6 protein-coding genes are annotated in these 5,833 nt (G+C 51.1%); 2 read left to right on the top strand and 4 right to left on the bottom strand.

Annotation, left to right across the window (positions count from 1 at the left end):
* Nucleotides 1-513: 513 nt before the first annotated feature.
* The gene (locus tag NQU42_RS08070) at nt 514-1,563 is read right to left on the bottom strand and encodes a hypothetical protein (RefSeq protein ID WP_296610531.1); all 1,050 of its coding nucleotides are present in this window, start codon (nt 1,561-1,563) and stop codon (nt 514-516) included.
* 435 nt (nt 1,564-1,998) lie between these two features.
* Here NQU42_RS08070 and NQU42_RS08065 point away from each other — a divergent pair, with 435 nt between their 5' ends.
* A complete protein-coding gene (locus NQU42_RS08065; protein WP_296610530.1) occupies nt 1,999-2,892 on the top strand; it encodes a hypothetical protein in 894 nt (297 codons plus the stop codon).
* A 179-nt stretch (nt 2,893-3,071) separates the two neighbouring features.
* Here the strand turns inward: NQU42_RS08065 and NQU42_RS08060 are convergent, their stop codons facing one another.
* From NQU42_RS08060 to NQU42_RS08050, 3 genes are read right to left on the bottom strand one after another with little or no spacing between them, the layout of a single operon-like run.
* The gene (locus tag NQU42_RS08060) at nt 3,072-3,866 is read right to left on the bottom strand and encodes a metal ABC transporter permease (RefSeq protein ID WP_296610533.1); all 795 of its coding nucleotides are present in this window, start codon (nt 3,864-3,866) and stop codon (nt 3,072-3,074) included.
* Nucleotides 3,867-3,893: 27 nt separating this feature from the next.
* Nucleotides 3,894-4,619, bottom strand: coding sequence for an ABC transporter ATP-binding protein (locus NQU42_RS08055; RefSeq protein WP_296610528.1), 726 nt, complete (start codon nt 4,617-4,619; stop codon nt 3,894-3,896).
* 8 nt (nt 4,620-4,627) lie between these two features.
* Entirely contained in the window at nt 4,628-5,029 is a 402-nt protein-coding gene (locus NQU42_RS08050) for a formylmethanofuran dehydrogenase subunit E family protein (RefSeq protein WP_296610526.1), read from the bottom strand.
* Nucleotides 5,030-5,360: 331 nt separating this feature from the next.
* Here NQU42_RS08050 and NQU42_RS08045 point away from each other — a divergent pair.
* The coding region (locus NQU42_RS08045) for an IS5 family transposase (RefSeq protein WP_296610524.1) at nt 5,361-5,833 on the top strand (473 nt) is incomplete at its 3' end.

Genomic DNA, 5,833 nt, shown 5'->3' with positions numbered 1-5,833 from the left:
GGATCGCTTGTGACCCTTACAGACTTCACCACAAGATCCGGTTTCTGTGCCTGAAATACAGCAGTGCCAGACGGCTTTATCACCTCTTTCGCCTGTGTTTTCTCAACATCCGCCCCGAGAGCAGTTGATACTAAAAGAAGCATGCAGAGGCCAATCGACATAAACAGCTTTTTATTCATTTTCCCACGCTCTACACGTTCATGCACATGCAAATTTTTGCATGATTTAGTATATATCCTCAGTTGATGACATATATTATTAACGGTCGATATCGAACTTTATCTTAGAGGATTCCTAAACCCTCTTACCCGCCTTTGGGACATAAAATTTCATTGATGAGATTATGCGGCGGCATGCACAGATTCTGAAAAGGATGTGTGTAGGATTTCCCGGCATCAGCACGAATACGCCGTATCGGACTGCGAAGAAAGCATGACCGCCACACCCGGCATTGCATATCGTTATCGATTGATCGCTGCATCGAGCTGGAGGACGCAAGACCGCTGACACCGATCAGATCCGCCTTTTTCGATTACATCTCCTGTGGATCTGTCCGACTGAGAATATTGCGATCAGAGCGGCCATGCCCGGAGCAGACGGACTGCTCTCGCTCGCGGTGCTCTCGTTCGACGCTCTCCTGATGACAGGCTCTGCCTCTATCACGCTCTCTCGGAGATCGATTGCGTCTCCGCTGCTGTTCAGGAGAATCACTCTGAGATGGTAGATGCCTGGGTCCAGTCTTTTGTTCCACGAGATCTCCACAGTCTCATCATCGCCCTCAAGCAGTACCGGAGTTTTCTTCTCAACGACCTCGACCACTGTATTGTTGTTCAGAACGAACCTGAGGCTTCCCCGGAATGGCACTCTTGAGGTCCCGAGGACCGTCGCGGATGCGCCCATCTCATCCTCATAGGTCTCGGTGATCCTGGCGTTCTCCACAGCGACGAATCTGTTCATGAAGGCGCGTGTCTGGCCTGTGGAGAGCTCGACAATCTTCGCCCTGCCTGTGTACATCTCTCCAGCACTCAGCAGCACAGGCCACTTCCACTCTATGAGCGTTGGCACGCCCCTCCCACCCGCGATCTTCACGGATCTGTCTCTGTAGACGTAAACAGCTCTCTCTCCCGATATGAGCATGTAATAGATATCAACAATCGCGGGATCCGCTGCGTATATGACCATATGTATGCCTGAAGAGTCTGCCAGGAAATCTCTCACATCAAATCTGACCGGGACAGCTCCTCCATGGTAGAAGCTGTAGCATCTCCTATCGATGACAGATCCATTTCTGGTCAGGCTGGCGCATGCCTCATATGCCCCCTCCTCCTGATTGCTGAGGTTCCAGCTGATTATCATGGTGCCAGGAGCATCCACTGGAAGCACACTGCTGCTTAAAATAACACCGGAGCGCATGAGTTCTGCCTGGAGATAACAGCCACATACATCTCCAGATACACTCACATCGCATGAATCGATATTTGAGTAGATATCATCCACCTGCTGGGAAACCGCAGGTCCATGGATGAAGAGCAGAACTGGGAGTAGCGCGAGCAAAGGTCTCATATCGCGATCTCCAGGAGCACATCTGTTTTATAGCTATCGCGCCGGCAGCTGGAGACGGCTGATAACAGAGCCGGTCTGTGTTCCATGACACTGATATTCAAACTGTATGAGCCCTCAACGATACGAGTGCACGACCTGAGCTCAATGGGAGTGCAGATTCTCTCAGAGATCTTCCAGCCTGAACTCGCGGCTTGCAATGATTCAGTTATACGACAAAAATAATCAGTTTCTTCGCCTGGTGCTTTGGACCCCTGCATCGGGAGATCTCCTGCGGCATCTCTTCTGCTCACCTGGGGAAACACAGTAAACTATAACATGAGTAATGATGAATCTGCTCTCATGTTTAAGCTTGGAGAGTACGACGATGTGACAGCAAGAGATCTTGCGGACCGTCTCAGGGAGATGAAGATCCGGGTCGATATCAGACCCTCTATCATGGCAGATCTGACGATCAACCCCGTACTCCAGGGGAGGTTCAGCGAGCTGAAAAATGAGATCGATGATAAGGAGATCAAAAAGTATGAGCACTACCTGGATTCTATCCGGAAGACCTTTGCTGAGAATCCCGACCCAGAAGATTTTTACAAAAGATATCTTACGCACGCAGTTCCAGAATGGGTTAAGTTCGTCGAGAGGATAGATGCACTGGTGAGGGAGGGGATCCATGCAGATGCCCTCTCGGAGGAGACATCTTCCGCGCGATCATCTCAGGAGGATGCTTCAGAGGCAGCTGAGGGGCCCTCGGCTGAAGAGGCGCTGCACGAAGAGACTTCACCTGAAGCTGCCGGTACGTCTGGTGAGGTTTATGAGGACGAAGAGTTCGACCTCTACAACCTTATTGATAAAAAAGATGCAACAGATTTCATGGAGTGGGTTTTCTCACTGAACGATCTGGAGTTTGATGAAGATCCTGAAGACAGGCTGGACGACCCAATCGTCGCAATACCAGTATCACCAAGCGATTATTCTCAGCATCCGATGCTGAGAACAAATGTATATGTAACGCTGGAGAAAACTTATGATCTCTACATAGATGAATGGTCTGTCCTGACATCTGAGGATCCGGACGAAGATTTCTTCAACGAGTATTATCATGAGGCGCTCGAGATCATCTCGATTCACGCCCTCATGCTCAATCTGACGGAGAGTCCGCCATCAGGCAAAGCTGACATGGAGAGCTTTGCGCGCATGTGTGGTGTACACATGGATATGGAGAGCGGCATCTTTGATATCGATGCATCCGATGTGGCAGAGGATCTGGCAAAGATCCTTGAGAAAAATGGAGTGATAAAGATAAAGGGAGATACGATCCGCTGGAAGAAGGCGTGATGCTCTGGGAGTGGAGAGGCGAAGCAAGAAGTCCCCACCCTGAATGGCGGGGATGAGAGCGAAGCCCTACCCTTCAGGGTGGTTCACCAACTTGAGGTCGTGCAACCTGGTTGCTGGCACACTCCGTTATCACCGGGAACGCATGGATGGACTGGCAGGTTATCAGGATAAGAGCGGGATCAGCACTTCTGCCCGTGCCGTCTCTTCGGGGAGAGTGCTACAGATATAAGGAATATTGCCACACTCATTATCGCGATCGAGCTACCCACAGGGATATCGAGGTACAGGGACGCAGCAATTCCGGAGATGCTTGATGCCAGCCCTATGAGGGGGGATATCAGCATGATCCATCTCATGTCGTGAGAGAACTGATATGCAGCTGATACAGGGTTGACCATCAGAGCGAATATGAGCAGGCCGCCAATGAGCTTGAGCGATACAGATACACTTACGCCGCATAGGAATAGGATCGCATAGTAAAACGGCTTCGTGTTGATGCCGGACTCCTCTGCGAGCTTTCTGTCGAGCATTATCGCGAAGAACTCTTTGTAAAAGAGGGATATCACCAACAAGAGCGTCAGCATGAGAACGAGAAGCCTGATTAGATCGGCGGTTGTTATTCCAAGAACGCTCCCCCAGAGCACTGAAAGAGCGGTGCTGCTCACCACAGATCCGGGGGCGATGCTGAGAAACAGCAGTGCCAGCGCCATTGTGAGGGAGAACATGGTACCGAGCACTACATCCGCCTGCAGCCTGGCCTTATCCGCAACAGGTCCGAGGATGAGCGCAACGGCCGTTGCCATGCCCAATGCCAGAGCGAATGGGTCTCTGGATATGGCCAGCCCGAGCGCGGCGCCTGCAAATGCAGCATGAGACATGCAGAACCCCATCGAAGATAGGTTCATCCTCACAATGAACACGCCTATCATGGAGCAAACCACAGCGGCGAGTGATGCTCCGATGATAGTGTTCATCACTATGCTCGGCGGCAGCATCATGTCCTAGGCCTCAGCGAATGCATCTCTGAAAGTCCTGGAGGAGAGCATCTCATCAGGATGTGCATCGCCGATGAGACGTCCATCCTTCAGCAGGAGTATCCTCTCGCAGATATCGGGCACATGAGCTGTATCGTGTATGACCATGATCGTTGTAAGCTCGTTCCTCTTATGCAGGATGCATATCTTCTTCGATACATCTTCCACAGATCTGCAGTCCAGGTTCGAGTAGGGCTCATCCAGGAGGAGTATCCTGGGCCTCTTTGCAAGCAGCCTGGCCAGAAGCACCCTCTGTGTCTGTCCTCCTGACAGCTTTCCTATCGGCCGTTCCCAGAGATGATCGACCTCCATGAACCTCGCAGCCTCACTTGCTGCATTCCAGTCCTCCATCCCCGGCCTTCGTAGCATGCCGATCTTCCCGAACCTTCCCATCAGAACTACATCTTTCACCAGATACGGTGTATCCTCAGGGAACGTCTTGGCCTGAAGCATGTAGCCTATATCCTTTCTGATCTCAGGGCCATGCCTCCGGACATCCCTTCCGAAGACCTCCACCCTGCCGGTCGACGGAAGCATTCCATTTATCGTCTCAAGGAGCGTGCTCTTGCCGGCGCCATTCGGGCCCATGACACAAACCATCTCGCCCGCAGCGATCGAGAGCGTGATATCCTTCAGGGTGGAGTTTTTCTCGCCATCGTAAAATGTATGCACGTTCTCGAGCCTGATCAGCATAAACGACCTCAGAGCATCTCGATAATCGAGTCCAGCGGCATTCTGGATAGCTTCCAGGAGAATTCCTCAAGCTCATCATGTGAGAGCTCTGAAATCCTCTCGACGATGGCCCCTCTGACCCTGAAGCTCACAGTTCTGCCGTTTGAGGAGAATGTCGCTTCTGGCACACCATCCTGAAGCACGGAGATGTTTCCCTTTCCAAGAGTGCAGCCTGTGGATATCTGAATTCCGTCTGCCATACACGATACTGGAGGTCTGCTTCCTGACCGCACAACAGCGCTGATATCCTTATGGCCATTAGAGCCGAGCTCCCTGAGGGCAGCAAGCCCCATCCTTATACCGAGAACGAGAAACGGCCCCAGATGGCCGTGGAACTCGCTGCCGCGCTTGATCATATTATCAAGAGACACATTATCTGGATCTATCATATACATCTTCAACACAATCACCTTATGGAGATGACCTGATATTATCAAATGAACAGAAATAACTTGATTTGCGATATATAGCTTTTTCAGTAACAATGTTAAGATGCAGAACCAAGTATTGTATTACCAGAAGGCGACCTTTCCATATCACAGACAGAGTGAATTCGGCAACTTAGGGCTTCTCACTGGGATCAACAGCATGGCGAGCTAGCAGGAACGGGGAGGTCTTCTGCCATTGGATCCCGATCCCTTAGAGGTGCTGTGTTGAATAATGTTTATAAACTATCCTTACTATTATCGGTCAGGTATAGCGATGGAAGGGCACGAATCCTCTAAAGGACGTAATTGGCCGGAGTATAACGAGGCTCTTGTCAAACGCGGCGAGATGTACCTGACTTTCGACTTTCTGGAGAGTTGGGAGCGAGATCTGGAGGAACTAAACCGCGGCAAGCGCGGGAGGAAGTTTGCCTATCCCTGGTCATTTATCGAGCTTCTGATGATGATTCATGTTATCTTCCGCCTACCTTATCGGCAGCTAGAGGGCTTCTTGAGAAAACTCTCGGAGCTGATACCTGAGATCAAGCCTACGGATTACACCAATATCTGGAGACGCGGCACTCAGCTGAAGCTCAGCCTTCCAGAGACGATATTGGCCAGCGATGAGCCTGTTGTGATAGCTGTAGACTCTACGGGGATCAAGGTGACCAACCGTGGCGAATGGGTGCGAGAGAAATGGAAGGTCCATCGAGGCTGGATCAAGGTCCATCTGGCGGTTGACGTGAAGAC

The sequence above is a fragment of the Methanothrix sp. genome (assembly GCF_024518575.1).
GTDB lineage: Archaea > Halobacteriota > Methanosarcinia > Methanotrichales > Methanotrichaceae > Methanothrix_B.
The sequence above is the reverse complement of the archived record's forward strand: the minus strand, read 5'-3'. Positions and strand labels throughout refer to the sequence as shown.